A 26,327-nucleotide genomic window follows, 5' to 3' on the forward strand; every position below is an offset into this window, starting at 1 on the left:
TAATGTGTTGTCGAGTTGACTGGTACTAATAGGCCGAGGACTTGCCCACGAAGATGTTACGCATCCACTCTACAGCTCTGAAACACCACACAACCACCAGCAGTATCGGTGGGTAGTGGTTGTTTCATAGTGTTTCGGTGGTTATAGCGTCAGGGAAACGCCCGGTCCCATTCCGAACCCGGAAGCTAAGCCTGACAGCGCCGATGGTACTGCAACCGAAGGGTTGTGGGAGAGTAGGACACCGCCGGACTAACTTCAGGACAGGGTCCTGACCAGGGTTGAGAACCCCAACAGGTTCTCCCCGGTCAGGGCCCTGTCTCTTTTCATGTCCATGGACCGACTAGAATGGTCCGTTGGCTCACCTGACGGGTGGGCGCAAGTGTCGAAACTTTTCAATAGTGGCAGGAGGCCAGGTGTCCGAGTTCGGTCGACGTGACTCAGATGATGGCGCGTCCGGCCGGTCGGGTCGCCGGGACGACAGTCCCCGCGGAGGCCGGTCTGACGCGCAGCGAGGTGACCGGCGCGGTTCCGCCGGCGGCAGGCAGGACCGGGGCGGCCGCGATGGCGGCTACCAGGGCCGCCCGCGCAGGGACGATCGCGGCGCCCGCGGTTCCGGTGGCAGCTACGCCGGCAAGCCCGCGCGCGGCGGCGACGGCTCCCGTGACCAGCGCTCCGGTGGCAGCCGGTTCACAGGTCAGGGACGCGACGAGAGCCGTCCGCGCTACAACAACGACGACCGTCGTGGCCCTGGTGCCGGCGACCGTCGTGACGACCGGTCCGGTGGCCGCGACAACGATCGTCGCGGCGGCTTCCGCACCGACGACCGGCGCGACAGCCGCGACTACAAGGGCGGCGACCGCGGCGGTTACCGCTCGGACAACCGTGGTGGCGACAACCGTGGCGGTTACCGCTCGGACAACCGGGGTAGCGACAACCGTGGCGGTTACCGGTCCGACAGCCGTGGCGGCGACCGCGGTGGATACCGCGGCGGCGACAACCGTGACAACCGCGGCAGTGACAATCGCGGCGGTGACCGTGGGGGCTACCGGTCCGAGAACCGGGGTGGCGACCGCGGTGGTTACCGCTCGTCCGACAGCCGTCCCGAGCGTAGCTACGACAACCGCTCCGACAACCGCTCCGACAATCGGTCGGACAGCCGTTCGGACAACCGTTCCGAGGGCCGGTACGAGAAGCGCTCCGACAGCCGCCCGGCTCGTTCCGGCTACGGCTCGGACAACCGCGGCCGTTCCGACGACCGCCCGTCCGGCAACCGTTACGAAGGACGCCCCCAGGGAAAGTCCTACGGCGACCGTGACAATCGGGGTGGCGGTGACGACCGGCGTCCGTCCTATCGCGATGACCGCGGTGGCTCCCGTTCCGGCGGCTACAGCGGCGACCGCCGTCCCAGCGGTGGTGGCTACGAGCGCAAGAGCTTCGGCGACCGCGACAAGCGCGGTGACGACAAGCGCGGTGCCTACCGTCCGTCCGGCGACCGTCCCGACCGCCGCTCGTCCGACCGGCCGGAGAAGCGGTACGACGACAAGCGCGGCGGCTTCGACCGCAAGCGCGACGACCGTCCCCAGCGTGACCGTTCCGAAGGCCGCAAGGACTTCCGTTCGTCTCCGCGCACCGAGGACAGGCCTGTCGACGACGAGACCTTGGCGCGTGAGCTGCTCGAGGCTCCCGAGCTGCCCGAAGGTATCGAGTTCTCCGACCTCGACGAAGAAGTCCGCCGGGAACTCCGCACCCTGCCCAAGGCACTCGCGGAAACCGTCGGCAAGCACCTGGTCGCGGCCGGTGGCCTCGTCGACGAGGATCCCGAAGCCGCCATGGAGCACGCCAAGTACGCGAAGGCCAAGGCGTCGCGGGTCCCGATCGTCCGTGAGGCGCTCGGCCTGGTCGCCTACCACGCGGGCAACTGGTCCGAGGCGCTGTCCGAGCTGCGGGCCGTCCGCCGGATGACCCGGGCCGACGACCACATCGCGATCATCGCCGACGCCGAGCGTGCCATCGGTCGCCCGGAGCGGGCCCTCGACCTCGCGAAGGAGGTCGACAAGGAGCGCCTGTCCAAAGCGACCCAGATCGAGCTCGCGATCGTCGCGGCCGGCGCGCGGCGTGACCTCGGTCAGCTGGACGCCGCCGTCGTCTCCCTGCAGGGTGACGACCTCAAGGCGGAGAAGCGCGACCCGTGGAGCGCCCGGCTGTTCTACGCCTACGCCGACAACCTCGCCGCCGCGGACCGCAAGGACGAGGCGATCCGCTGGTTCCTGAACGCGGCAGAGGCCGACGAGGAGGACGAGACCGACGCCGCCGAGCGCGCCGCGGAGCTCACGAATGGCTGACGCCCTGTCGGCCGGGTACGACGCGGTCCTGTTCGACCTCGACGGCACGGTCTATCACGGCAGCACCGTGGTCCCGGGCGCACCGGAAGCGCTCCGGGCACTTCGGGACCACGGCACGGCCGTCCGTTGGGTGACCAACAACGCCTCCAAGGCACCCGCGGAGGTCTCCGCACACCTGGAGGCACTCGGACTGCCCGCCACCCCCGAAGAGGTCCACACGAGCTCTCAGGCCGCCGCCGCCCTGCTGGGTGAGCGGCTGCCTCAGGGCGCGGTGGTTCTCGTCGTGGGCACGGACTCGCTGGCAGCCCAGATCGAGTCCGTCGGCCTGAAGACGATCCGGGAAGCCGGTCCGGACGTGGCCGCTGTGGTGCAAGGGCACTCGCCGCAGAACACCTGGGCCGCTCTCGCGGAGGCGTGCCTCGCCATCCGCGCGGGCGCGCTGTGGGTGGCGACCAACGTCGACGCGACCCTGCCCAGCGAACGCGGACTGCTCCCGGGCAACGGGTCGATGGTGGCCGCGTTGCGCACCGCCACCGGCGTCGAACCGCTGGTGGCCGGCAAGCCCGCGCCGGGGCTGTTCACGACGGCGGCACGGGACGCGGGTGCGGAGCGTGCCCTCGTCGTGGGCGACAGGCTGGACACCGACATCGAGGGCGCCGTCGCGGCGGGGATCGACGCGCTCTGCGTCCTGACCGGCGTCGCCGACGCGGCATCCCTGATCTCGGCGAGGCCCGAGGAGCGTCCGCGCTACCTCGCGTGGGACCTGTCCGGATTGGGTAGCCGCGCGGACCTTCTCGAAATCGGGCCCAAGGACGGCTGGCGCGTCACCGCACAGGGTGACGTGCTCGAAGCCGACGGTGATGGCGACTCCCTCGACCTGTTGCGCGCGTTGTGCGCGGCGGCCTGGGACTCGGGGATCACCGAGGTCCGTGGTGTGGGCGACACCGCCCGCGCCGCGCTCGCCGAGCTGCGCCTCGGCTGACCAGCGCTGCTAACTTGGTGGGGTGCAAGACCACTTCCACCCCGTGCCGCGACCGCCGGTGCCGGGCCCTCCGCCGGTGCCCGGGCCACCGGCGGTCCAGGCCGATCAGTTCGCGCAGCAGGACACGGATCCCCGAGCCGGGATCGACGAAGCCGTGGCGGGTCTCGACGACCTCGCCGCGCTTCCGCTCTCGGAGCACGTCGACCGGTTCGAGGCCGTGCACACCGAGCTGACGGTGGCGCTGTCCACCATCGACAAGGTCTGACCGCGTGCCCAAACGCGCCCGCCTGGACGCGGAGCTCGTCCGGCGGGGACTCGCCCGTTCCCGGGAGCAGGCGTCGGCGCTGATCGCCGAAGGCAAGGTCACCGTGCGCGGCATGGTGGCCACCAAACCCGCGACTGGGGTCGAGTCCGGCGCGCCGATCGTGGTGCGCGACGGCGACGACCCCGGCTGGGCCTCGCGTGGCGCGCACAAGTTGCTCGGCGCGCTCGAAGCTTTCACCCCGCAAGGTCTTTCCACCGAGGGAAAACGCTGTCTCGACGCGGGCGCCTCGACCGGTGGCTTCACCGATGTCCTGCTGCGCAACGGCGCCGCCACGGTGATCGCCGCCGACGTCGGCCGCGGCCTGCTGGACTGGCGCCTGCGCACCGACGACCGCGTGGTCGTCCTGGACAAGACGAACGTGCGCAACCTGACCCCGGAAGACCTCGGCGGGCAGGTCGACCTCGTGGTCGGGGATCTCTCGTTCATCTCGCTCAAACTCGTGCTGCCCGCGCTGGCCGCCTGCGCGCGGGACGGCGCGGATCTGGTGCCGATGGTGAAACCGCAGTTCGAGGTGGGCAAGGACCGGCTCGGCAGCGGCGGCGTCGTCCGGGACCCGGAGCTGCGCGCCGAATCGGTGCTCGGTGTGCTCGCCGAGGCCGAAAAACTGGATCTGAGCCTGCGCGGCGTCGTGGCGAGCCCGCTTCCCGGGCCGTCGGGGAACGTCGAATACTTCGTCTGGCTTACCCGTGGGGCGGGGGAGACCGACGGCACCGACGCCGAGCGGCTCGTCCGGACCGCAGTCCTGGAGGGACCCCAATGAGCGATCGCGAGGTGCTGCTGGTCGTGCACCCGGACCGGGACGCGACCCGGGACGCGGCACGCGAGGTTTCGGCCCGTTTCGCCAAGGCGGGTGTGCGGCTCCGGGTACTCGACGAAGACGTCCGGGAGATGCTGGAAGCCGACGGCGGGATCGGCGCGCCGTGCACGGTCATGGCGCCGGAGCAGGACCCGGCCGCCGGCACCGAGCTGGTGTTCGTGCTCGGCGGCGACGGCACCCTGCTGCGGGCAGCGGAACTGGCGAGGCCGAACGGCGTTCCGGTCCTCGGCGTGAACCTCGGCCGGGTCGGCTTCCTGGCGGAGGCCGATTCGGACAAGCTCGCCGACACCGTCCAGCGTGCCGTCGACGGCGACTACCAGGTCGAAGAGCGGATGACCGTCGATGTCGTCGTGACCGTCGACGGTGAGGAGACCGTCAACACCTGGGCGCTCAACGAGGCCAGCGTCGAGAAGAGCTCGCGTGAGCGCGTGCTGGACGCCCTCATCGAGGTCGACGGAAGGCCCGTGTCGTCCTTCGGCTGCGACGGCGTCCTGTGCGCCACCCCGACCGGCTCGACGGCGTACGCGTTCTCCGCGGGCGGGCCGATCATCTGGCCGGACGTCCAGGCCCTGCTGGTGGTCCCGAGCAACGCGCACGCGATGTTCTCCCGGCCGCTGGTCGTCTCGCGGGACTCGGAGATCACCGTCGCCATCGATCCGGACGGTTCGCCCGCCGTCCTGACCTGCGACGGATCGCGGACCTTCGATCTTCCCGCCGGTGCGGCCGTGCGGGTCACCTGCGGCCGGGTGCCGGTGCGCCTGGTCCGGTTGTGGGAAGGCCCGTTCACCGACCGGTTGGTACACAAGTTCTCGTTGCCGATCAAGGGCTGGCGGGAGCGGCACGCTCGCTGACGGATGTCAGGAAAGGGTCGTTCAGGACGTTTTTTGTCTTGAACGACCCTTTCCTGACGTGCCGGGTGCGGGAATGGTCGGGGTGGGCCGCTACGGTGGGCGTCGTGCTGGCCGAGATGCGCATCCAGGGCCTCGGAGTCATCGAGGACGCCCTGCTGGAACTGCACGCGGGCTTCACCGTCGTCACCGGTGAGACGGGTGCGGGCAAGACCATGGTCGTCAGCGGGTTGCACCTGCTCTCCGGCGGCCGAGCCGAAGTGTCCAAGGTGCGGACGGGAATGCTGAAGGCCTTCGTGGAAGGCCGCTTCGAGCTGGGCGGTGCCGAGGGCGCCACCCGGATCGTCACCGACGCCGGGGCGGAGGTCGACGAGGACGGCAGTGTCATCGCGCTGCGCGCGGTCTCGGTCGACGGCCGGTCCCGTGCCCACCTCGGCGGCCGTTCGGTGCCGGTCGGGGTACTGGCCGATCTGTCCGAGCAGCTGATCGCCGTCCACGGGCAGAACGATCAGCTGCGGCTGCTGCGGCCCGCCGAGCAGCGCGCGGTGATCGACCGGTTCGCCGGTGAAGCCGTCACCGAACCGCTCGAGCGGTACCGCGCGGTCCGGGACGAGTGGCTCGCCGTCGTCGCCGAACTGACCGAGCGTTCCACCCGCTCCCGCGAGATGGCGCAGCAGGCCGACCTGTTGCGCCACGGCCTCGCCGAGATCGACGCCGTCGCGCCGGAACCGGGCGAGGACACGGAACTCACCGAGCAGATCAAGCGGCTCGCCGCGGTCGACGAACTGCGGGCGGCGGCCAGCGCGGCGCACGCCGCCGTCGCCGGTTCGGCGGACGGGGATCCGGACGCGCCCGGCGCGCTGGGGCTGATCGGGGAGGCGAGCCGCCATCTGACCGGTTCCGAAGACGCCGTGCTGCGTGAACTCGGGCCCCGGTTGGACGAGGCGTCGGTGCTGCTGTCCGAAGTGGGCACCGAGCTGGGCAGCTACCTCGAAACGCTCGACGCCGACCCGGCGTTGCTGGAGAAGGTGCTCGCGCGCCAGGCGGACCTGAAGCGGCTCACGCGCAAATACGCGGCAGACGTGGACGGCGTGCTCGCCTGGGCCGACGACGCCCGCCGCCGGATGTCCACGATGGACACCTCCGAAGAGGCGTTGGCCGAGCTGGCCAAGCGCCGCGACGAACTCGCCGTCACGCTGGCGGAACACGCGCTCACGCTGTCGGAGGCGCGGGTCGAGGCCGCCGCCGAACTCGCCGAGGCGATCACCGCCGAGATGTCCGGGCTCGCCATGGGGCAGGCCGAGATCGAGATCACCGTCGAGCGGCGCGCGGTCGACGAGAGCGACGCGCACGCGGTGAAGGTCGGCGGCAGGCTCGTGCACGCCGGGCCCGACGGCGTCGACGACGTCGAGTTGCTGCTGCGGGCGCACAACGGCGCCCCGCCGCTCCCGGTGCACAAGGCCGCTTCCGGTGGTGAGCTTTCCCGCGTGATGCTGGCGATCGAGGTCGTCCTCGCGCACGCGGACACCGTGCAGACACTGGTGTTCGACGAGGTCGACGCCGGGGTCGGCGGCCGGGCCGCGGTCGAGATCGGCAGGCGGCTCGCGCGGCTGGCGCGCAGTCACCAGGTCCTGGTGGTCACGCATCTGCCGCAGGTGGCCGCGTTCGCCGATCAGCATCTGGTGGTGGACAAGGGCACCAGCGGCGGAGTGACCCGCAGCGGCGTGCGCGTGCTCGAACAGTCGGAGCGTGTCGTCGAGCTCGCCCGCATGCTCGCCGGAATGGAAAGCACCGAGACCGGCCGGGCACACGCGGAAGAACTGCTCGCCGTCGCCGAGGCCGACAAGAGCGCGCCGGACAAGCCCAAGGCCCGTCGCGGTGGGAAGCGAAAGAAGACGAAGTAGCCTCTGCCTGAGCGAGTCCGTGAAGGCCTCCTTCCCTACCTTCAGGGTGGGGAAGGAGGCCTTCACTACCACTGGGCTTAAACCACTCAGGTGCGGTTGCGAAAGCCACTTTCGCAACGCGCCTCCGTGAGGCCGTAGCCGAACCAGTGTGGGTTAATCGGCGTGTTTCCATCGGCGTGGCGGACGCAGAAGGCCGCGCGAATTTGTCACTATCGGTCGCATGAAGCTCACCGGCTTGCTCTCGCGTAACCAAGAGACCCTCCCCGGGATCACCGGCGTCGCCAGGGTCGACCGGCGTACGCGCGAGCTGCTCCGCCGGCTGAGCCCCGGCGACATCGTCGTCCTCGACCAGCTCGACCTCGACCGGTCGACGGCCGATGCCTTGGTGGAGGCCGAAGTCGCGGCGGTGGTGAACGCCTCGCCCTCGATCTCCGGCCGTTTCCCCAACCTGGGCCCGGAGATCCTGCTCGAGGCCGGGATCCCGCTCGTCGATTCGGTCGGCGGTGAACTGCTGCGCAAGGTGAAGGACGGCACGAAACTCCGCCTGCACGAAGGCGTCGTCTACATCGGAGAGCGGCAGCTCGGCTCGGGTGTCCAGCAGACGCGGGAAAGCGTCGCGGACCAGATGATCGAGGCCAAGGCCGGGATGTCCACCCAGCTCGAGGCGTTCTCCGCGAACACGATCGAATTCCTCCGCCGGGAACGCAGCCTCATCCTCGACGGTGTCGGTGTCCCGGAGATCCGGGTGCCGCTCAAGGACCGGCACGCCCTCGTGGTCGCGGGCGGCAACGGGCACGCCGAAGACCTCAAGAAGCTGAAGAAGTACATCGCCGAGCACCGGCCGGTGCTGATCGGTGTCGACGCCGGGGCCGACACGCTGCGCGCGCAGGGATATCAGCCGGACGTCATCGTCGGCGACCCGCACGGGATCGGCGCCGAGACCCTGCGCAGCGGTGGCGAGGTCGTGGTCCCGGCGCAGCCGGACGGGCACGCGCCGGGTGTCGAGCGCATCCAGGACCTCGGGATCGGCGCGGTCACCTTCCCGGCGACGGGTAACGCCGAGGATCTGGCTCTGCTGCTGGCCGACGCGCACGAGGCGAGCCTGGTGGTCACCGTCGGTTTCCAGGCGACGCTGCGGGAGTTCCTCGACCACGGCCGGTCCGGCTCGAACCCGTCGACGTTCCTCACCCGGCTCAAACTCGGCACGAAACTGGTCGACGGCAAGGCGGTCGCGACCCTGCACCGCAGCCGGGTGTCCATCGGCGCCATCGTCCTGCTGGTCGTCGCGACCCTGGTGGCCGTCGCGGCCGCACTGCTGGTGTCCGACGTGGGTTCGGTCTACCTCGACTGGATCCGCGACACCTGGAACTCGTTCATCGCCTGGGGCAAGGGACTCTTCACGTGATTTCACTGCGGTACCACATCGTTTCCATCGCCGCCTGCTTCCTGGCGCTCGCCCTCGGGGTGGTGCTCGGGTCCACGGCACTGAACGGTGCCCTGCTTTCGGGTCTCGCCGGCCAGAAGGAGGATCTGGGTTCCCAGGTCGCGGATCTGGAGGCGCAGCGCAACACGCTCAACGCCAGGCTCGGCGACGCAGACGCGTTCGCCGGCGCGATGGGGCCGAAGGTCGTCGCCGGGCAGCTGGACAAGCGTTCGGTGGTGCTGGTGACCACAGAGGACGCGAAGCCCGCGGACCGCGACGCGCTCAAGCAGCTCGTCGGCCAGGCGGGTGCCGCCGTCACCGGGGAGATCCAGCTGACCGAGGCGTTCTCCGACCCGATGCGCTCCGATCAGCTGCGTGACGTCGTCTCGCGGCTCCAGCCCGCCGGTGTCCAGTTCCCGACCGCGGGCGACCCCGGCACCCTCGCCGGCGCTCTGCTCGGCTCGGTCGCGTTGCTGAACAAGGACAACGCGCAGCCGCAGTCCACGCCGGTGGAGCTGGCGGCCGCGCTCGGCGGGCTCACCGACGGCGGTTTCCTCAAGACCGGCGGAGACGTGAAGCCCGCGCAGCTCGCGATCGTGCTCACCGGTTCCAAGTACACCGGGGACGGCGCCGGTGACCGTGCGTCGACCATCGCGCGGTTCGCCGCGCAGCTGGACCGTTCCGGCGCGGGCACCGTCTTGGCGGGCGACGCGGGATCCGCCGACGGCACCGGCGCGATCGGCGTCGTCCGCGCCGACACCTCGTCGACCTCGATCCTGTCCACTGTGGACAACGCGGAGACCGCGGCCGGCCGGGTCACCACGATCTTGGCGCTGCGCGAGCAGCTCGAAGGCGGCGCGGGCCGCTACGGCATCGCGGGCAATGCCCAGGCTCCGGCCCCCGGTATCGCGGCCGACGGCAACTAGCCCCCTTTCGCGTTTAGTCCTCTGAATGCGGTACTTGCGTGTGCAACTACCGCATTCAGAGGACTAAACGCGGGGCCAGAGGCGGGTTTTCGGGAGTGGGCGGGCGTAGGAGCCGGCCCGGCTGGTCTTGAGGTTCAGCGCCACCAGGGATTCGGCCAGCCGGACCGCGGCCGCGACGCCGTCGATCACCGGGATGTCCAGCATCGCCGAGATCCGGCGATCGAGGCCGGTCATCCCCGCGCAGCCGAGGACGAGGACCTCCGCACCCGCGTCGCGGGCGCGCCGTCCGGCGGTCAGCAGTGCCGATTCCGTCCGGCGTTCGTCGGTCAGTTCGAGCACCCCGAGCCCGGCACCGAGGACGCCGACGCAGTTCTGCGCGACGCCCGCGGCGTGCAGGCTGTCTTCGATGAGCCCGCACGTCCGGTCCAATGTGGTCACGACGCCGTAGCGTCTTCCCAGCAGGCAGGCCAGATGCGCGGCGGCCTCGGTGATGTCGACGACGGGGACGTCGAGCAGCTCCCGCGCGCCTTCCCTGCCGTGCTCACCGAAACCGGCCATCACGAGCGCGTCGAACGGCTCGTCCAGCCCGTTGAGAAGGTCGAGGACGGCCGCGGCGCTCAGGAAGCTGTCCAGCCAGCCCTCGGCGGATTCCGGGCCCCACAACGGGGTTCTGGCCAGGATCTCGGTGCCGTGACTCGCCGCGGCGCGGGCGCCCGCCTCGATCTCCTTGGTCATCGCCTCGGTGGTGTTGCAGTTGGTGACCAGGATCCGCATCACGCGACCCGTTGCTTGCGCGACACCACGAAATAGAGGGCCGCGGCGGAAGCGGTACCGATGAACCACGAGTACGGCGCGGCCGGGGCGAAGAACGGCACCAGGGCGATGATCGCGGACAGCGCCGCGGTGGGCAGGAAGGTGACCATCGCGCGTGGGTTGAATCCGCGCTTGTAGTGGTACGGCGAACCGGGTCCGGCCACGAACAGCTTGTCCACGTCGATCCGGCCGCGTTTCACCAGGTAGTAGTCGACGATCATGATGCCGAACAGCGGGCCGAGGAAGGCGCCGAGACCGCCGAGGAAGTAGTTGACCACCGCGGGCGACGAGTACAGCTTCCACGGCAGCACGCACAACGCCGCCACCGCGCTGATCATCCCGCCGAGGGTGAAGGTGATTCGTTTCGGCCAGATGTTGGCCAGGTCGTAGGCGGGGGAGACGAAGTTCGCGACGATGTTCACACCCATGGTGGCGATCGCGAAGGTCAGCGCGCCGATGATCAGCACGGGCGTGTTGTCGATGCGGGCCAGCAGTTCGGCGGGGTCGGTGATGGCTTCACCGAACACCTGGAGGCTGCCCGCGGTCACGAGCACCGACAGCAGCGCGAACGCCGTCGAGTTGATCGGCAGTCCCCAGAAGTTGCCGCGCCGTACCGTTTTCTGGTTCGGGGCGAACCGCGAGAAGTCGCAGAAGTTGAGCATCAGGGTGCCGTAGATGGACAGGATCAGCCCGACGGCGCCGAACCATTGCCGTACCTGCTCCCCTGTGGACAGTGCCTTCGGGTTGCTGGTCAAGGAGATGTTCCAGTCGGCGGCGGCCAGGATCCACACGGCGAGCGCGATCATCACGACCCAGATGCCGGGACCGCACCAGTCCTGGAACTTGCGCACGGCTTCCATACCGCGGGTGAGCACCAGCGCCTGCGCGAGCCAGAGTGCGATGAAACAGATCCAGCCGAGGGCGTGCAGGCCGAGGAAACCCACCTCGGTCCACGGTTTCAGACCCGGATCGATCGCGAGCACGAGCAGCGTGATGGCCACGGACGCGAGGTAGGTCTGGATGCCGTACCAGAAGATCGCGATGATCGCGCGGATGAGCGCGGGCAGGTTCGCGCCGAAGGTGCCGAAACTGATGCGGGCGACCACGGGGAAGGGGACGCCGGTCTTCTGGCCGATCCGGCCCATCAGGTTCATGCCGAAGTAGATGAGCACGAAACCGGTCAGCAGCGCGGTGAACACCTGCCAGGCCGAGAGCCCGAGGACGAACAGGCCCGCCGCGAAGGTGTAATTGCCGAGGTTGTGCACGTCCGACATCCACAGCGCGAAGATGTCGTAGACCTTCCAGCGGCGTTCTTTCGCCGGGGCGAGATCTTCGTTCCAGAGCCGGGGATCGGCGTTCTCGGTGGTAGGCGCTTCGGACCGGGTTGCTGGGGCGGCGGTCATGCGGGCCTCCGATCGACGGGGACATCCGGTCGATTTGGTATCCCAAAATTTGGCATCCCAAATATCACCCCGCGGTGGCCCGCCGTCAAGGTTTCTGCCGATAAACTCGGGTTACGAGCTGTTACGGCAGTATTGAACGAGGGGGTCGGGTGGCCGAGGAAGGACCGCGTCAGCCGCTGGCCGCGACCCGGCAGCGGGTCCGCGACGAGCTGCGTGAACGTATCCTCGCCGGACGGCTGAAGCCGGGGGACAGGCTGGTCGAACGCGAGCTCGCCGAGGACCTCGGAGTTTCGCGGGTCCCGGTGCGCGAGGCCATCCGCAGCCTGGAGGCCGAGGGCTTCCTCGCCGTCCAGTCGCCGCGGCGCATCGTCGTGCGCCAGCTGGCCAAGGCCGACGTCGAGGAGCTGTTCGACGTCCGTGAGGCACTCGAAGGACTCGCTGCCGGACTGGCCGCCGAACGGGCGGGCAAAGCGGAACTCCGCGCGCTCGAACGGCTGCTCACCGACGCCGCCCGCGCGACCGAAAGTGGTGACCCGGCCCGGATCACTCTGCTCAACACCCGCTTCCACGACCAGATCGTCGCGCTCGCCGGCAACGGGCTGCTGCACGAGATCCTCCGCCCGCTGGAAGGCAGGCTGCGCTGGCTGACCAGCCAGAACGAGCACTGGGGCGAACTGCTCGACGAGCACCGCCGTCTCTACGACGCGATCGTTTCGGGCGACGCCGACCGCGCGCGGGCCCACGCCGTCGAGCATGTGCGGGTGAACCGGGCGGTCACGCTGAAGGCGCTGTTCCCCGAAGATGACGGAGAACGCTCCGCCGGGTGAACCGGACATGTCAGACTCGCGTCATGATCACCGACGAACAACGGGCCGCCCGCACCGCGCGGGCGGTGGCCGCCGCGGTTTCCGCGGGACGCGACCTCGGCATCACCGTCACCGAACCCGAGGTCCTGTACGACGTTTTCTCCGTCATCGTGCGGCTGGCGCCTTCGCCGGTCGTCGTGCGCGTGCCGACCGTGCTGCCGCGCACGACCACGCTGGAGACACAGCTGACCGACCAGCGGCGCGAACTCGCCGTCGCCACCTGGCTCGGCGAGAAGGGGCTTCCGGTCGTCAAGCCGAGCCCGCTGGTACCGGCGGAACCCGTGCAGCGCGACGGTTTCTCGATGACTTTTTGGGAACTGATCGAGTTCGTCGAGGACGCGAACCTTGCCGTGGAGCACTCGGCCAAGCTCGTCGCGAAGCTGCACGCCACGCTCCGTGACTATCCCGGCGACCTGGCGTTCCTGAACGGGCTCGACCCGTTCATCCCCGACGGCCTCGCCCAGCTCGAAGGCAGGCCGGAGCTGCTCGACCCCGCCGACCTCGACCGCGCCCGCCGCGAATGGGAGGTCTTCCGGTCGCTGCTGGAATCGGAGGAGGCCTTCGCCAAGGCGTTCCCCGGTGCCACCGTGCAACCGGTGCACGGTGACTCGCCGGGCTACAACCTGATCGTCACCACCGAAGGCGAGCTCTACTCCGACTTCGAACTGGTGAACCGCGGCCCGATCGAACGCGACCTCGCGTTCAACGGTCCCGAAGGCATCGAGGCCTACAACGCCGCCGCCGTCGGACTCGGCCTGCGCGAGGTCGACGAAGGCGCGCTGCGAACCTTCGAGGCGGTGGGCCTGCTTCAGGTGGTCGCGTGCCTGTCGATGGCGCCCGAGCTGCCGATGCTGGTGGACGGTCTCAAGCCGATGATCGACCAGTGGCGGGGAACCCCCTTCGCCGGAGGGCTCGGCTAGCCGAGCATCGAAGTCCAGGCTTCGGCGAATCCGGGGAAGGTCTTCCCGACCGTCCCCGGGTTCTCCACTTCGACCCCTTCGACCTTCAGGCCGAGCACCGCCGCCGCCATCACCAGCCGGTGGTCGTCGTAGGTGCGGAACTTCCCGCCGTGCAGCGGCGCCGGCGTGATCCGCAGCCCGTCCTCGGTCTCGCGGACGTCGGCGCCGAGCGACGACAGTTCGGTGGCGAGCGCGGTCAGCCGGTCGGTCTCGTGGCCGCGAAGATGCGCCACCCCGGAGATGACCGACGGTCCCTCGGCGAAGCACAGCAGCGCCGCGATCACCGGCGTCAGCTCGCCGACGTCGTGCAGGTCCAGTTCGACGCCGGGAATCGCGCCGCTGCCGGTGACCGTCAGGCCCGCCGCGTCGAGTTCGGCGGTGGCGCCGAGAACGGGCGCCAGGCTGCGCAGCCAGTCCCCGGGCTGCGTCGTCCGCTGCGGCCAGCCCGCGATGCGCACTGTGCCGCCGGTCGCGATCGCGGCGGCGACGAACGGCGCCGCCGTCGAAAGATCCGGCTCGACGACGTACTCGGGGCACGAAAGCCGTGTCGGCGCGACGTGGAACTCGGCGCCCTCGCGGTCCACAGTGGCCCCGAACCGGCGGAGCATCTCGACGGTCATCGCGATATGCGGCTCGCTCGGCACCTGGCCGCCCACGAGGCGCACGGTGACACCCTGCTGGAACGACGGCCCAGCGAGCAGCAGTGCGGACAGGAACTGGCTCGACGCCGAGGCGTCCAGGTCGACCCTGCCGCCCCGCAAGCCGCCTTCGCCGTGGACGGTGAAGGGCGGCGCCTCGCGGCGGTCGTCGTCGATGCGGGCGCCGAGTTCGCGAAGTGCCTTCAGCAGCGGCCCGATGGGACGGCGGCGGATGGCCTCGTCGCCGTCGAACAGCGCCGGGCCGGTTCCCAGCGCGGCGAGCGCGGGGGTGAACCTGGCGACCGTGCCCGCGTTGCCGAGCTCCACCCGGACGGTCTCGTCGGGATGGACGCGGCCGGGGCCGAGCGGGTGCACGAGGTAGCCGCCGATGCTGCCCTGCGAGTGGGCGCCGAGCGCGTAGATGGCGCCGAGCATCAGGCGCGCGTCCCGGGAGTCGAGCGGGGTCCGCACCCGCGTCGGCGCGCTGGCGAGCGCGGCGAGGACGTAGGCCCGGTTGGTGATCGACTTCGAACCGGGGACACGGATGTCCGCGTCGAGCGGGCCTTCCGCGACCGGTGCGGTCCAGGTGTCGTGCGCGTCTGTCACGCCGCGAGAGTAGCGGTTTTCCACTCCAACGGACGCTTGCGGCGTGGCCGGTGAGCGCTTCGGCGGGCGTGCGATAAGGTGGAAGCCCGTGGGACTTCAGTCGCGGGCTACCAAGTATGTCTTTGTCACCGGAGGCGTTGCCTCCTCTCTGGGTAAGGGACTCACGGCTTCCAGCCTGGGTCAGCTCCTTACCGCACGTGGGCTCCGGGTCACGATGCAGAAGCTGGATCCGTACCTCAACGTCGATCCGGGCACGATGAACCCGTTCCAGCACGGTGAGGTGTTCGTCACCGACGACGGCGCCGAGACCGATCTGGACATCGGGCACTACGAGCGTTTTCTCGACCGGGCTCTCGACGGCAAGGCGAACGTCACCACCGGGCAGGTGTACTCCGAGGTCATCGCCAAGGAGCGCCGCGGTGAGTACCTCGGCGACACCGTGCAGGTCATCCCGCACATCACCGACGAGATCAAGGCGAGGATCACCGCCGCGGCGGGCGCCGACGAGGACGGGAACAGCCCGGACGTCGTGATCACCGAGGTCGGCGGCACCGTGGGCGACATCGAGTCGCTGCCGTTCCTGGAGGCCTGCCGTCAGGTCCGCCACGACGTCGGCCGCGACCAGTGCTTCTTCCTCCACGTCTCCCTGGTCCCGTACCTCGCCCCCTCGGGCGAGCTGAAGACCAAGCCGACCCAGCACTCGGTCGCCGCATTGCGCAACATCGGTATCCAGCCCGACGCGCTCGTCTGCCGCGCCGACCGTGAGCTGCCGGAGGACCTCAAGCGCAAGATCGGCCTGATGTGCGACGTCGACACCGAAGCCGTCATCGCCTGCCCCGACGCGCCGTCGATCTACGACATCCCGAAGGTGCTGCACCGTGAGGCGCTCGACGCCTACGTGGTGCGCCGCCTCGGGCTGCCGTTCCGCGACGTCGACTGGACCGTGTGGGGCGACCTGCTCGACCGCGTGCACAACCCGTCGGAGACGGTGCGGGTCGCGCTCGTCGGCAAGTACATCGACCTGCCGGACGCGTACCTGTCGGTCACCGAGGCGCTGCGCGCGGGCGGGTTCGCCCACCGCGCCAAGGTCCAGATCTCCTGGGTCCCCTCTGACTCCTGCGAGACCCCGGCCGGCGCGGCCGCGGCGCTGTCCGATGTGGACGGCGTGCTGGTGCCGGGCGGCTTCGGCGTCCGTGGCATCGAGGGCAAGGTCGGCGCCATCGCCTACGCCCGCACCCACGGGCTGCCGCTGCTGGGCCTGTGCCTCGGCCTGCAGTGCATGGTGATCGACGCGGCGCGGAACCTGGCGGGTATCAAGGACGCGAACTCGGCCGAGTTCGAGGACGGCCCGAACCCGGTCATCTCGACGATGGCCGACCAGCGTGACGTCGTCGCCGGCGAGCGCGACATGGGCGGCACCATGCGGCTCGGCGCCTACGTCGCCAAGCTCAAGCCGGGCTCGCAGGTCGCGAAGGCGTACGGCAGCACCGAGGTCTCCGAGCGGCATCGTCACCGCTACGAGGTCAACAACGCTTACCGCAAGCGCCTTTCCGACGCCGGTCTGGTGTTCTCGGGTACCTCGCCCGACGACCACCTGGTCGAGTTCGTGGAGCTGCCCGCCGACAAGCACCCGTTCTTCGTCGGCACCCAGGCGCACCCGGAGCTCAAGAGCCGTCCGACCCGCCCGCACCCGCTGTTCAGCGCGTTCGTGAAGGCCGTCGTCGACCGCAAGGTCGCCGAGCGGCTGCCGGTCGAGCTGCCCGAGGCCCCTCAGACGGTGGCCCGGTGACCGAGCCAGGCAAGCACGAATTCACCGTCGCGTCCACAAAGGACGTCCACATCGGACGTGTCGTGGGGCTGCGGGTCGACGAGGTCGTGATGCCCGGCGGCGGCACCGCCCGTCGTGAGGTCGTCGAGCACCTCGGCGCGGTCGCCGTCGTCGCGCTCGACGAGGACGGCGCGGTCACGCTGATCCACCAGTACCGTCATCCGATCGGGCGGCGGCTGTGGGAACTGCCCGCCGGGCTGATCGACAAGGCGGGGGAGGACCCCGTCGGCGCGGCCCAACGCGAGCTGGTCGAGGAGGTCGGGCTCAGCGCCGAGCGCTGGGAGACCCTGGTCGACGTCGCGGCGTCGCCCGGCTTCACCGACGAGGTCGTCCGCGTCTACCTCGCCCGCGACCTGTCCGAAGTGGACAGGGAGGTCCTTGGCGACGAGGAGGCGGACCTCGTCATGCGGAAGTTCCCGCTCGCCGAGGCGGTCCGGATGGCGCTGGCCGGTGAGCTGGTGAACGGGTCGACCGTCGGTGGCGTGCTCGCCGCGCACGCGGTGCTTTCGGGGGCGGCTTCGTCGCGGCCCGCCGACGCGCCTTGGGAGGACAGGCCGACGAAGTTCGCTTCACGCGGTCTCTAGCGCTCGTGAGTGGTAAGGACGGTTAGAACCGTCCTTACCACTCACGAGGCGTTCAGTCCCGGAGACGGCGGCCCTGCGCGTCGGTGCCGCCGTTCGCCAGCAGCACGATCCCGTCGACGATCGGCCAGACCACCCCGACGCCGCAGGTGACCACCACGACCGCCAGCTGCCCCAGAGCGAGTCCGACATGGCCGGTGTAGAAGCGCCCGATCCCGAACGGCAGCACGATCTGCAGTACCCCGGCGGCGACCTTCGACTTCGGTGAGTACGGCGCGACCGCGGCGGGCTGCTGGTACACGGGCACGAACGGCGGCGGGTCGAACCGCGGCGCCAGGTACGCCGGATGCGGCGCGGGAAGGTCCTGGAACAGCGGCCGGAGTTCGCCGAACGTCACGGCCTCGTACGCGGCGAGGACGCGGCCCTCGTACTCGTCCGGCGTGATCCTTCCCTGGCTGTAGTGGTCGGCGAGCAGCCGCGCCGCCTCCTCGCGCTCGGCTGTGCCGGCGCGCATTTCGTCCGGGTCCGGTTGCTGGGACATGCTCCCAAGGTAGCCCGTTTCACACCCGCGACGCGGTACGCGCGGCGAACCCCCGAACGGGTCGCGGTCGTCCTAGAGTGTCCGTGTGTCACGGGCAGGCGGTACCGGAGTCGCCCAGGTGGTCGCCGCTTACCTCGACCATCTGGTGGTCGAGCGCGGAACCGCGAGGAACACCCTCGACAGCTACTCCCGCGACCTGCGCCGGTACACCGCGTACCTCGGCGCCGCCGACGTCGAGCGCTTCAGCGACGTCACCTCTGCGCACATCACCTCCTTCGGCGCGGCGCTGCGCGAAGGCGACGAAGAGCATCAGCCGCTGGCAGCGTCCTCGGCGGCCCGCGCGCTGGTCGCGGTGCGGGGGCTGCACAAGTTCGCGCACGCCGACGGCATCACCGAGAACGATCCGGCCCGCGAGGTCCGCCCGCCCGCCGCGGCCAAACGGCTGCCCAAGGCGCTGCCGGTGGACGACGTGCTGAAGCTGCTGGAAACCCCGCCGCCCGAGGGCGAACGCCCCCTGCGGGACCGGGCGCTGCTGGAACTTCTCTACTCCACCGGCGCGCGGATCTCCGAGGCCGTGGGGCTCGACGTCGACGACATCGACGACGCCGAACGGACCGTGCTGCTCGACGGCAAGGGCGGCAAGCAGCGCATCGTGCCGATCGGCCGTCCCGCGCTGGAAGCGGTGCACGCGTACCTCGTCCGCGCGCGGCCGGCGCTCGCCACCCACGGCAGGGGGACGCCGGCGATGTTCCTGAACGCCCGCGGCTCCCGGCTTTCCCGGCAGAGCGCGTGGCAGGTTCTCAAGGACACCGCGGAATCGGCGGGGATCACGGCGGGCGTCTCCCCGCACACGCTGCGCCATTCCTTCGCCACGCACCTTCTCGAAGGCGGCGCCGACGTCCGCGTCGTGCAGGAACTCCTCGGCCACGCTTCGGTGACCACCACCCAGGTGTACACGCTGGTCACGGTCAACACACTCCGCGAGGTTTATGCGACAGCACATCCCCGCGCGCTCGGCTAGAACGGGGCCTAATCGACCCGGTCGGTCCCGGCGTGCCTCGTTGGCTCGACTCACGGATCGCGCATAGGCTGCCGAGGATCCTGCCGAAGAGGAGCTTTCGCGTTATGTCGACACCGAACGAGCCGGCGAAGCCGTCCGCGTCCGCCGGTTCGGCTGCCGCGAGCCTCAGCCAGGTGACCATCGCAACCCCCGCCGAACACGACGGCGACGAACCGTCGGAGGACACGATCTCTTCCCGCGGCCGCAAGGCCAAGCGCGCCAAAGAAACCAAGCAGCAAGAACTCGAGAGGGACGCTATCGGCCCCACCGGCCGTCCGTTCCGCGAGATCCCCGATCCGCCGCCGCTGGACCGGCATGGTCCCGCACTGGTGATGGCCATGTGCAACCAGAAGGGCGGGGTCGGCAAGACCACCTCGACCATCAACCTCGGCGCGGCGCTGGCCGAATGCGGCCGCCGGGTACTGCTGGTCGACTTCGATCCCCAGGGCGCGCTCTCGGTCGGCCTCGGCATTCAGCCGCACGAGCTGGACCAGACGGTCTACAACGTCATCATGGAGCGCTCGGTCAGCATCACCGACGTCATCCGGAAGACCCGGGTGGACGGTGTCGACCTGCTGCCGAGCAACATCGACCTGTCCGCGGCCGAGGTCCAGTTGGTCGCAGAGGTAGGGCGCGAACACACTTTGTTACGGGTCCTTCGTCCGGTCATGAACGACTACGACTATGTTCTTGTCGACTGCCAGCCCTCGCTAGGCCTGCTGACGGTGAACGCACTGACCGCCGCGGACGGTGTGATCATCCCGCTGGAGTGCGAGTTCTTCAGTCTGCGAGGCGTAGCGCTCCTGATCGACACCATCGAGAAGGTGCAGGAACGCCTCAACCCCAAACTGGACATCACCGGGATTCTCGCCACCATGTACGACCCGAGAACCCTGCACTCGAAGGAGGTCATGGCGAGAGTGGTGGAGGCATTCGGCGACACCGTGTTCGACACGGTGATCAACCGCACCGTGCGGTTCCCCGAGACGACGGTCGCGGGCGAGCCGATCACGACCTGGGCTCCCAAATCAGCGGGCGCGGCGGCCTATCGCGCGCTTGCCCGTGAGGTGATCGCTCGGTGAGCAGGCGAGCTTCCCTGCCCGGAGCGTCCGAACTTTTCAGGATCACCTCCAGCCCCGCGCTCGATCTGCCGCCCGCGCCCGAACAGCCCGCCCCCGCGCAGGGGAACGGCAACGGGAACGAGACGGGGAACGCGCACAAGGAACAGCTGACCCGTGCCGCGCGCAGCGGGTCCGGGCGGACCAAGCACGACGCGAAGATCACCGTCTACGTCTCCGGCGACGAACTGCTGGCGATGGAGCAGGCCAGGCTGAACCTCCGGGCGAAGCACGGCCTCGTACTCGATCGCGGCAGGCTGGTCCGCGAGGCGGTGGCCGTGCTGCTGGCCGACTTCGACGCGGCGGGCGAGGACTCGGTCCTCGTCCAGCGTCTGCGGGCGGGCAGCGAGGACGGGAAAGAGACCGAGAGCTGATGGACGACCCGGCCGCGGCTGCTCCCAGCGGCTCAGAGCCGGTCGAGCGGACAGAGGCAGACGAGACCCCCGCCGTGCACGAGACCGTGCACGGCGGGATGGTCCCCGAAGGACTGGCCAGTGAAGAGCTGAGCACGTCCAAGTTCAAGGTGAACCTGTCGAACTTCCAGGGCCCCTTCGATCTGCTGCTCCAGCTGATCTCGCAGCACCAGCTCGACGTCACCGAAGTCGCGTTGCACCAGGTCACGGACGATTTCATCGCCTACACCCGTGCGCTCGGCACGGAGTGGAACCTGGACGAGACGACCGAGTTCCTGGTCATCGCGGCGACCCTGCTCGACCTCAAGGCGGCCCGGCTGCTGCCCGCCGCCGAGGTGGAGAGCGAAGACGACCTCGCCCTGCTCGAAGCACGGGACCTGCTGTTCGCGCGCGTGTTGCAGTATCGGGCGTACAAGCAGGTCGCGGCGCTGTTCGGTGAGCTGGAGGCCGGCGCGCTGCGGCGGTATCCGCGGTCGGTCGCGCTCGAAGACCGGTACATGGGGCTGCTGCCCGAGGTGATGCTCGGCGTCGACCCGGCGAAGTTCGCCGAGATCGCCGTCGCGGTCTTCCGGCCGAAGCCGCCGCCGACGGTGTCGATCGCGCACATCCACATGGGCCGGGTCTCGGTGCGCGAACACGCCGCGCTGCTCCGGCTCAAGCTGGCGGAACGAGGCGAAGCGACCTTCGGTGAGCTGGTCGAAGACTGCGAGCACACCGTCGAGATCGTGGCGCGGTTCCTCGCGCTGCTGGAGCTGTACCGGGAGGCCTCGGTCCAGTTCGAACAGCTGGAGGCGCTCGCCGAACTGCACGTGCGCTGGACCGGCGGGTCCGTGGAGGAGGCGTCGGTGGCGGCCGAGCACGATCGCGCCGCCGCTGAGGACGAGGAGTACGGGTGAGCCCCGAAGAGACCGAGAAGACCGAAGAGACCCCGGAGGCCGAAGCGACCCCGGAGACGGCCGAGGCCCCTGCCGTCGAGCCGGAGGCCGAGACGGAGCCGCCTGCCGACGAAGGTCTCGTCGCGGCGGGCGACGGCGACTACCCCGACGTCACCTCCGACGAGGCGCTCGAAGCGGCGCTCGAGGCGTTGCTGCTGGTCGTCGACTCGCCGATCAACGAGGAATCGCTCGCCGACACGGTCGGCCAGCCGGTGTCGCGGGTGACCGTGGCGCTGCGCACGATGGCGCAGAAGTTCACCGAGCGGACCAGCGGAATCGACCTGCGCCGAGTCGGCGAAGGGTGGCGGTTCTACACTAGGGACGTCTATGCCCCGTTCGTGGAGAAGCTTCTGCTCGACGGCCAGCGTTCCAAGCTGACGCGAGCCGCACTGGAGAGCCTCGCCGTGATCGCCTATCGGCAGCCGGTGACCAGGGCCAGGGTCGCCGCCGTCCGAGGGGTGAACGTGGACGGGGTGATCAGGACGCTGCTGGCACGCGGCTTGATCGAGGAGATGGGGACCGACCCCGAAACCACAGGCACGCTGTACGTGACGACCGAGCTGTTCCTGGAGCGACTGGGCCTCTCGTCCCTGGCCGACCTTCCGCCCATCGCTCCGTTGCTACCCGAAGTGGACACCATCGATGACATCTGATCCGCATCCCGACGGCATTCGGCTGCAGAAGGTCCTTTCGCAGGCAGGCGTCGCCTCGCGGCGCGCGGCCGAGGACCTGATCGTGCGCGGTCGCGTGAGCGTGGACGGCAAGGTGGTCACCGAACTCGGCCGCCGGGTCGATCCGGACAACTCCGTGATCCACGTCGACGGCACCCGCGTCCAGGTCCGCGAGGACCTCGTCTACCTCCTGCTGAACAAGCCCAAGGGCGTGCACAGCACGATGAACGACGACCGCGGCCGTCCGTGCGTCGGCGACTACCTGCGCGGCCGGTACGAGGAGACGCCCGGCATCGTGCACGTCGGCAGGCTCGACGAGAACACCGAAGGACTCCTGCTGCTCACCAACGACGGCGACCTCGGCCACCGGCTGATGCACCCGTCGTTCCGCGTGCTGAAGACCTACTTCGCCGAGGTCGAGGGCATCGTCCCGCGCGGGCTCGGCAAGGAACTGCGGGCGGGTTTCGAGCTGCCGGACGGCATCGTCAAGGTCGACCAGTTCCGGGTCAAGGACATGCTGGCCGGGCGCACCCAGATCGAGCTGGTCATCCACGAAGGACGCAAGCACATCGTGCGGCGGCTGATGGCGGCCACCGGGCACCCCGTGCGCAAACTGGTCCGGACCGCGCTGGGCGACGTCCAGCTCGGTGCCCAGCGGTCGGGTTCGATCCGGCGGCTGAACCGCGGTGAGGTCGGCTCGCTGTACCGGGCTGTCGATCTGTAGAACTTTCCGCTCTACTGCACAAGTGATCTCCGCGTTTAGCTCTTCCTGATGGGCTTTCAGCCGACGGGGAAGGGCTCAACCGTGAAAACAGTTGTGCTGGCAGGGATCTTGGCGGTCGCCGCGGCCGTGGTCGCGGCACCGCAGGCCGCGGCGAAACCGCGGAGCAGCGAACCGGTCTACGACTTCGCCCAGGCCGTCCGCGAGACGGCCTGGGTGGACATCGGGCTCGACGGGGACGGCGACGGCCGTTCGGACCGGGTCGCCGCGGACATCATCCGGCCGAAGGAACCGGCGGCGCAGGGCAAGAAGGTCCCGGTCATCATGGACGCGAGCCCGTACTACTCGTGCTGCGGGCGGGGCAACGAGAGCGAGCTCAAGACCTACGACTCGGCGGGCAGGCCGGTCGGCTTCCCGCTCTACTACGACAACTTCTTCGTCCCGCGCGGGTACGCCGTGGTCCTGGTGGATCTGGCCGGTACCAACAAGTCCCGCGGCTGCACCGACATCGGCGGGCCGTCGGACGTCAATTCGGCGCGCAAGGTCGTCGACTGGTTGAACGGCCGCGCGAACGGCTACACGACGGCGACCGGCCCGGCCAGGACGAACGCGACCTGGTCGACGGGCGCGGTCGGCATGATCGGGAAGTCCTACGACGGCACGGTGGCCAACGGCGTCGCCGCGACCGGCGTCGACGGGCTCAAGACCATCGTGCCGATCGGCGCCATCAGCTCCTGGTACGACTATTACCGCTCCGACGGCGCGAACCTGCGCCAGGGCAGCCCGGCGGGGTTGGCGCAGACCGTGTCCCGGCGCAACGGTGGGCAGAACTGCGGTGCGGCGAACCAGAAGCTCACCGCGGGAGCGACCTCGAACGGCGACTACAACGCGTTCTGGCTCGACCGGGACTACGTGCAGAGCGCTTCGAAGGTGAAGGCGAGCGTGCTCGCTTCGCACGGCCTTGGTGACTTGAACGTCAAGACGATCAACTTCGGGCAGTGGTGGGAAGCGCTGAACGTCGAGCGCAAGATCTGGCTGACGCAGGCCGGCCACGTCGATCCCTTCGACTACCGGCGGTCGGCGTGGGTCGACACCCTGCACAAGTGGTTCGACCACTATCTGCTCGGCGTGGACAACGGTATCGAGAAGGCACCGGGCGCGAGCGTGGAACGCGAGCCCGACGTCTGGGTGGACCAGCCGGCATGGCCCGCGGGCAGCGCCGTCACCCTGCGACCCGCGTCCGGCAGCACCCCGGGGGTCGGCACGCTCGGCACGACCGCGGGGACGGGAACGGTGTCGTTCACGGACTCCTCCGGTCAGTCCTCGAACACCTGGGCCGCGAAGCCGACGGAGACTTCGACCGGGCGCGTGCTTTTCAGCACCGGCGCGCTGGCGAAGGACCTTCACGTGTCCGGAACGGCGAAGGTGACTGTGACCGCGACGCCGTCGACGTCCACGGCGCGGCTCTCGGCGGTCCTCGTCGACTACGGCCCGGCGACGATCCGGAACTACACGGGACCGAAGGAAGGCATCAAGAACGAGCTGACCCAGTCGTGCTGGGGCGCGAGCGCGCCCGGTAACGACGCCTGCTACCTGAACACGAGCACCGACGCCGTCTCGGTGGGGCTGAACATCATCAGCCGGGGGTGGGCGGATCTGGCCAACCACCGTTCGCTGAGCCAGGAATCGCCGCTGACGCCGGGGCAGCCGTACACGATGACGTTCCGGCTGGCGAGTACGGATCACGTCGTCCCGCAAGGACATCAGCTCGCGCTGATCATCGGCGGGACGGACGGCTCGTTCATCTCGGGACCGGCGCAGTACCCGAAGATCACGGTGGATCTGGGCAAGACCTCGCTGGCGCTGCCTGTCGTGGGCTCGGGTCCGTCGGCGGTTCCGGCGGCGCTTCCGGTGGCTCCGGTGGGGATCGCTCCCGCCACCGTTTCGGGGCTTGAGCGCGGCTAGGCGAATGCCATGAAAGGTCCTTTCCTTGCGAAATTTGCAAGGAAAGGACCTTTCATGGCATCAGCGTGCGGCGGTCACGACCCATACGCCGCCGGGGATCCGCACCCCCTGCGGGGTCTCGAACTCGCCGAGTGCGTCGCGGACCTGATCGCGGAGTCCGGAGATGGAGGCCGCGTCCACGTTCCGCAGGTTGTGCTGGGTCGGGGCCATCGAGAAGACGAAGTCCGTCGCGTCGTCGGCGTCCACCCCGAAGCCCATGTCCGCGTCCACCGGCCTGATCTCGATGTCGCGGAAGCCCGCCGCCGTGAGCACTTCGGTGATCCGCTCGGGCGTCAGCAGCGAACCCATCCCGCGTGCGGCGGGGGAGGGCTCGCGGAGGTAGGGCGCGAGCGCCGCCGTCGCCCGTGCGTAGGCGCTGTCGACGTCGCCTGACCGTGGTCCCACGAAGGCCAGCCGCCCGGCCGGTGCCATCGCATCGTGAAGATGCGCGAACGCCGCGACCAGGTCGGCGAAGAACATCACGCCACCCCGGCTGATGACGACGTCGAAGCCGGGCCCGTCGAACGGGTGCACCTGCGCGTCTCCCTGCTCGAACGCGACGTTGGTGATTCCTTCGGCCGCCGCGTCCAGGCGAGCCCTTTCCAGCTGTGGTGCCGAAAGGTCGATGCCCAGCGCGTGCCCGCTTCCGGCCTTCTTCGCGGCCAGCCGGGTGGTGAGTCCGGCGCCGCAGCCCACATCCAGGACGGCGTGACCGTCACCGATGTCCGCCGCGTCGAAGAGCGGCGCGTCGAAGGCTTCCATCATCCCGTTGTAGCGATCCGGGCGATCCGCCCAGAGCCTGCCCTCCCAGCCGTTCCACGCTTCGGCCTGTTGCTGATTGACGATCGCCGTCATCCCTGGCACCCCATCCGCGTCGTTACTAGAGTCGGACTCTAGTGATTGACTCTAGAGATAGACTCCAGTCATGAGTGGTGTCAAGGGCGCCCGATCCGAACGGGCGGCGGAAACCCGGCGGCGGATCATCACGGCCGCCACGGAGCTCTTCCTCGCCGACGGGTACGGCGCGACCACGCTTCAGCAGGTCGCGGACCGTGCGGGCGTGGCGGTCCAGACCATCTACTTCACCTTCCGCAACAAGCCGACGCTGCTGAAGGAACTGGTCGACGTCGCGATCGCCGGCGACGACGGTCCACTGGCGACGATGGAGCGGCCGTGGTTCGCGCGGGTGACGGACGCGCCGGACGCGCGTGGGGCGCTCAACGCGCTCGTCACCGGCAGCCGCGCCGTGCTCGAACGGGTCGCCGCCGTCACCGACATGGTCCGCACCGCGACCGCGGCTCATCCCGAGCTGCGCGAATTATGGCCGGATCAAGAGGATCCGCGCCACGTCGTGCACGCGACGGCGGCGAAGGCTCTGATGGGGAAGCCGGGTGCTGTCACCGGTCTCGCCGTCGACAGGGTGGCGGATGTCCTCTACGCGCTCCTCAGTCCGGAGATGTTCCTGATCCTCACCCGTGACCGTGCTTGGCCGCTGGACGTGTGGGAGCGCTGGGTGGAGGACACGCTGGCCGCGCAGTTGCTCGAGCGGGCCTAGACGAATGCCATGAAAGGTCCTTTCCTTGCAAAATTTGCAAGGAAAGGA

25 protein-coding genes and 1 rRNA gene are annotated in these 26,327 nt (G+C 69.6%); 21 read left to right on the forward strand and 5 right to left on the reverse strand.

Annotation, left to right across the window (positions count from 1 at the left end; genetic code table 11):
* The first annotated feature begins 133 nt into the window (after positions 1-133).
* The 9 genes from rrf to AC069I_RS26310 all read left to right on the forward strand — a co-directional run bounded on the left by rrf (position 134) and on the right by AC069I_RS26310 (position 9,567).
* Positions 134-250 (forward strand): 5S ribosomal RNA (gene rrf / locus AC069I_RS26270).
* Between the two features lie 163 nt (positions 251-413).
* Positions 414-2,342 carry a tetratricopeptide repeat protein gene (locus tag AC069I_RS26275; RefSeq protein WP_478266588.1) on the forward strand — a complete coding sequence of 643 codons (1,929 nt, stop codon included), beginning with the start codon at positions 414-416 and terminating at the stop codon, positions 2,340-2,342.
* Entirely contained in the window at positions 2,335-3,324 is a 990-nt protein-coding gene (locus AC069I_RS26280) for an HAD-IIA family hydrolase (protein ID WP_478266589.1), read from the forward strand. Before AC069I_RS26275 ends, AC069I_RS26280 begins: the two co-directional genes overlap by 8 nt.
* Before the next feature lie 58 nt (positions 3,325-3,382).
* Positions 3,383-3,589 (forward strand): hypothetical protein, encoded by a 207-nt coding sequence (locus AC069I_RS26285; protein ID WP_039924600.1) that lies wholly within the window; start codon positions 3,383-3,385, stop codon positions 3,587-3,589.
* Positions 3,590-3,593: 4 nt separating this feature from the next.
* Positions 3,594-4,409, forward strand: a complete 816-nt coding sequence (locus AC069I_RS26290) for a TlyA family RNA methyltransferase (protein WP_257485873.1) — start codon at positions 3,594-3,596, stop codon at positions 4,407-4,409.
* Positions 4,406-5,317 (forward strand): NAD kinase, encoded by a 912-nt coding sequence (locus AC069I_RS26295; protein WP_072026471.1) that lies wholly within the window; start codon positions 4,406-4,408, stop codon positions 5,315-5,317. The genes AC069I_RS26290 and AC069I_RS26295 overlap by 4 nt, the downstream gene beginning before the upstream one ends.
* A gap of 104 nt (positions 5,318-5,421) precedes the next feature.
* Positions 5,422-7,218: a DNA repair protein RecN gene (recN, locus tag AC069I_RS26300; RefSeq protein ID WP_478266686.1), complete on the forward strand. Its 1,797-nt coding sequence runs from the start codon at positions 5,422-5,424 to the stop codon at positions 7,216-7,218.
* Positions 7,219-7,438: 220 nt separating this feature from the next.
* Complete coding sequence (steA, locus tag AC069I_RS26305) at positions 7,439-8,623, forward strand: putative cytokinetic ring protein SteA (protein WP_340685737.1); 1,185 nt, start codon at positions 7,439-7,441, stop codon at positions 8,621-8,623.
* Positions 8,620-9,567 (forward strand): copper transporter, encoded by a 948-nt coding sequence (locus AC069I_RS26310; protein ID WP_340685736.1) that lies wholly within the window; start codon positions 8,620-8,622, stop codon positions 9,565-9,567. Before steA ends, AC069I_RS26310 begins: the two co-directional genes overlap by 4 nt.
* Before the next feature lie 63 nt (positions 9,568-9,630).
* On the opposite strand, the gene AC069I_RS26315 is transcribed toward AC069I_RS26310, so the two are convergent.
* Positions 9,631-10,341, reverse strand: a complete 711-nt coding sequence (locus AC069I_RS26315) for an aspartate/glutamate racemase family protein (protein ID WP_478224885.1) — start codon at positions 10,339-10,341, stop codon at positions 9,631-9,633.
* Positions 10,341-11,783, reverse strand: a complete 1,443-nt coding sequence (locus tag AC069I_RS26320) for an NCS1 family nucleobase:cation symporter-1 (protein WP_478224884.1) — start codon at positions 11,781-11,783, stop codon at positions 10,341-10,343. Before AC069I_RS26320 ends, AC069I_RS26315 begins: the two co-directional genes overlap by 1 nt.
* Before the next feature lie 149 nt (positions 11,784-11,932).
* On the opposite strand from AC069I_RS26320, the gene AC069I_RS26325 reads away from it, so the two are divergent.
* Both AC069I_RS26325 and AC069I_RS26330 read left to right on the forward strand, forming a co-directional pair.
* On the forward strand, positions 11,933-12,610 hold the full coding sequence (locus tag AC069I_RS26325; protein ID WP_478224883.1) for a GntR family transcriptional regulator: 678 nt from the start codon (positions 11,933-11,935) through the stop codon (positions 12,608-12,610).
* A 23-nt stretch (positions 12,611-12,633) separates the two neighbouring features.
* Positions 12,634-13,569 (forward strand): aminoglycoside phosphotransferase/kinase family protein, encoded by a 936-nt coding sequence (locus AC069I_RS26330; RefSeq protein WP_478224881.1) that lies wholly within the window; start codon positions 12,634-12,636, stop codon positions 13,567-13,569.
* Here the strand turns inward: AC069I_RS26330 and aroA are convergent.
* Positions 13,566-14,852: a 3-phosphoshikimate 1-carboxyvinyltransferase gene (gene aroA / locus AC069I_RS26335; protein WP_478266590.1), complete on the reverse strand. Its 1,287-nt coding sequence runs from the start codon at positions 14,850-14,852 to the stop codon at positions 13,566-13,568. The two genes, AC069I_RS26330 and aroA, sit on opposite strands and share 4 nt — an antisense overlap.
* 88 nt (positions 14,853-14,940) lie before the next feature.
* Here aroA and AC069I_RS26340 point away from each other — a divergent pair, with 88 nt between their 5' ends.
* Both AC069I_RS26340 and AC069I_RS26345 read left to right on the forward strand, forming a co-directional pair.
* The gene (locus tag AC069I_RS26340) at positions 14,941-16,641 is read left to right on the forward strand and encodes a CTP synthase (RefSeq protein WP_126736751.1); all 1,701 of its coding nucleotides are present in this window, start codon (positions 14,941-14,943) and stop codon (positions 16,639-16,641) included.
* Positions 16,638-17,264: an NUDIX domain-containing protein gene (locus AC069I_RS26345; RefSeq protein ID WP_478224879.1), complete on the forward strand. Its 627-nt coding sequence runs from the start codon at positions 16,638-16,640 to the stop codon at positions 17,262-17,264. The genes AC069I_RS26340 and AC069I_RS26345 overlap by 4 nt, the downstream gene beginning before the upstream one ends.
* A gap of 52 nt (positions 17,265-17,316) precedes the next feature.
* Here AC069I_RS26345 and AC069I_RS26350 read toward each other — a convergent pair whose 3' ends face one another.
* On the reverse strand, positions 17,317-17,802 hold the full coding sequence (locus AC069I_RS26350) for a DUF1707 domain-containing protein (protein WP_478224878.1): 486 nt from the start codon (positions 17,800-17,802) through the stop codon (positions 17,317-17,319).
* Positions 17,803-17,920: 118 nt separating this feature from the next.
* Here AC069I_RS26350 and xerD point away from each other — a divergent pair, with 118 nt between their 5' ends.
* The 7 genes from xerD to AC069I_RS26385 all read left to right on the forward strand — a co-directional run bounded on the left by xerD (position 17,921) and on the right by AC069I_RS26385 (position 24,685).
* Positions 17,921-18,823: a site-specific tyrosine recombinase XerD gene (xerD, locus tag AC069I_RS26355; protein ID WP_465436755.1), complete on the forward strand. Its 903-nt coding sequence runs from the start codon at positions 17,921-17,923 to the stop codon at positions 18,821-18,823.
* 104 nt (positions 18,824-18,927) lie between these two features.
* A complete protein-coding gene (locus AC069I_RS26360) occupies positions 18,928-19,944 on the forward strand; it encodes a ParA family protein (protein WP_478224877.1) in 1,017 nt (338 codons plus the stop codon).
* Positions 19,941-20,354, forward strand: a complete 414-nt coding sequence (locus AC069I_RS26365) for a cobyrinic acid a,c-diamide synthase (RefSeq protein WP_478235605.1) — start codon at positions 19,941-19,943, stop codon at positions 20,352-20,354. The genes AC069I_RS26360 and AC069I_RS26365 overlap by 4 nt, the downstream gene beginning before the upstream one ends.
* Complete coding sequence (locus AC069I_RS26370) at positions 20,354-21,289, forward strand: segregation and condensation protein A (RefSeq protein ID WP_478224875.1); 936 nt, start codon at positions 20,354-20,356, stop codon at positions 21,287-21,289. The genes AC069I_RS26365 and AC069I_RS26370 overlap by 1 nt, the downstream gene beginning before the upstream one ends.
* Entirely contained in the window at positions 21,286-21,981 is a 696-nt protein-coding gene (gene scpB / locus AC069I_RS26375) for an SMC-Scp complex subunit ScpB (RefSeq protein ID WP_478224874.1), read from the forward strand. Before AC069I_RS26370 ends, scpB begins: the two co-directional genes overlap by 4 nt.
* Positions 21,971-22,723, forward strand: coding sequence for a pseudouridine synthase (locus AC069I_RS26380; RefSeq protein WP_007035528.1), 753 nt, complete (start codon positions 21,971-21,973; stop codon positions 22,721-22,723). The genes scpB and AC069I_RS26380 overlap by 11 nt, the downstream gene beginning before the upstream one ends.
* A 93-nt stretch (positions 22,724-22,816) precedes the next feature.
* A complete protein-coding gene (locus AC069I_RS26385; protein WP_478266687.1) occupies positions 22,817-24,685 on the forward strand; it encodes a Xaa-Pro dipeptidyl-peptidase in 1,869 nt (622 codons plus the stop codon).
* 60 nt (positions 24,686-24,745) lie between these two features.
* On the opposite strand, the gene AC069I_RS26390 is transcribed toward AC069I_RS26385, so the two are convergent.
* Complete coding sequence (locus AC069I_RS26390; RefSeq protein WP_478224873.1) at positions 24,746-25,579, reverse strand: class I SAM-dependent methyltransferase; 834 nt, start codon at positions 25,577-25,579, stop codon at positions 24,746-24,748.
* Between the two features lie 70 nt (positions 25,580-25,649).
* Here AC069I_RS26390 and AC069I_RS26395 point away from each other — a divergent pair, with 70 nt between their 5' ends.
* Positions 25,650-26,279, forward strand: a complete 630-nt coding sequence (locus tag AC069I_RS26395; protein ID WP_478224872.1) for a TetR/AcrR family transcriptional regulator — start codon at positions 25,650-25,652, stop codon at positions 26,277-26,279.
* The last annotated feature ends 48 nt before the right edge of the window (positions 26,280-26,327 follow it).

The organism is Amycolatopsis sp. NPDC043885 (assembly GCF_056435685.1).